Origin of the sequence: Actinomadura bangladeshensis (assembly GCF_004348335.1) — a bacterium.
GTDB lineage: Bacteria > Actinomycetota > Actinomycetes > Streptosporangiales > Streptosporangiaceae > Spirillospora > Spirillospora bangladeshensis.
The window spans coordinates 1-1,155 of record NZ_SMJW01000556.1 but is presented as its reverse complement, the minus strand read 5'-3'; the positions used below and the strand labels follow the sequence as shown (position 1 = coordinate 1,155).

2 protein-coding genes are annotated in these 1,155 nt (G+C 67.9%); both read left to right on the top strand.

The features are described 5' to 3' along the window. The first annotated feature begins 180 nt into the window (after positions 1–180). Positions 181–552: an NADH-quinone oxidoreductase subunit A gene (locus E1284_RS40815; RefSeq protein WP_131945455.1), complete on the top strand. Its 372-nt coding sequence runs from the start codon at positions 181–183 to the stop codon at positions 550–552. Between the two features lie 27 nt (positions 553–579). Continuing rightward, positions 580–1,155: NADH-quinone oxidoreductase subunit B (locus tag E1284_RS40810; RefSeq protein WP_341770483.1), on the top strand; the 576-nt coding region annotated here is incomplete at its 3' end.

Here is a 1,155-nt window from a genome sequence, read left to right as displayed (position 1 = left end):
GCCAGGGGGAGGCGGGGGGTTGCTCATCCGGTCACGTCCTTCCAGGTCAACCTGACCCAATGCAAGCCTAGTGTGCAGCAAAAGCATGACATTGTGCTCCTCCGGGGTGGAGGTACGACGCCACACTCCCCTGACCTTCGGCCCGGGGATACTGGATGAGACGCATACGAGGAGGATCTGGTGCATAACTATTTCGACACGTATGTCGTTGTGGTCGTCCTGCTCCTCGTCGGCGCGGGGATCGTCGGCGGGGCGCTCGCCGCGAACCGGATGCTGCGTCCGGATCGCCCCACGGCGGAGAAACTGACCACGTACGAGTGCGGCGTCGACCCGGTGGGCGAGGGCTGGGCCCACTCCTACGTGCGCTACTACGTCTTCGCCTACCTGTACGTGGTGTTCGCCGTGGACGCGGTGTTCCTGTTCCCCTGGGCGACGGTCTTCTCCGATCCGGGCTACGGGGCGACGACGCTCGGTGAGATGTTCGTCTTTCTCGCGTTCCTCGCGACCGGGCTCGCGTACGCGGGGAAGAAGGGCGTCCTCTCCTGGGTGTGATCCCGGCCGCGCTGTAACAATGGCGCTGTGGGCACCATCGATCTACCGCCGCCGAGCGTCGGGCCGCTGTCGCGGCTCGCGCCCAAGCCGATCAAGTTCGTGCTCAACTGGGGCCGCCGCTATTCGCTGTGGGTCTTCAACTTCGGCCTGGCCTGCTGCGCCATCGAGTTCATCGCCACGTCGATGAGCCGGCACGACTTCATCAGGCTCGGCGTCATCCCGTTCGCGCCCGGCCCGCGGCAGGCCGACCTGATGGTCGTCTCCGGCACCGTCAGCGACAAGATGGCGCCCGCGGTGCGGCGCCTGTACGAGCAGATGCCCGAACCCAAGTACGTGATCTCGTTCGGCGCCTGCTCCAACTGCGGCGGACCGTACTGGGACTCCTACTGCGTCACCAAGGGCGTCGACCAGATCATCCCGGTGGACGTGTACGTGCCCGGCTGCCCGCCCCGTCCGGAGGCGCTGCTGCACGGGATCGTCCACCTGCAGGAGAAGATCGCGGCCGAGTCGCTCGGCGACCGCTACACCGGCGGCGACCCGCTCAGCCCGCCGCCCGCGCCGCGCCCGCTGTCGGCGACCGTGCTGCGCCGCCCGCTCCAGCCC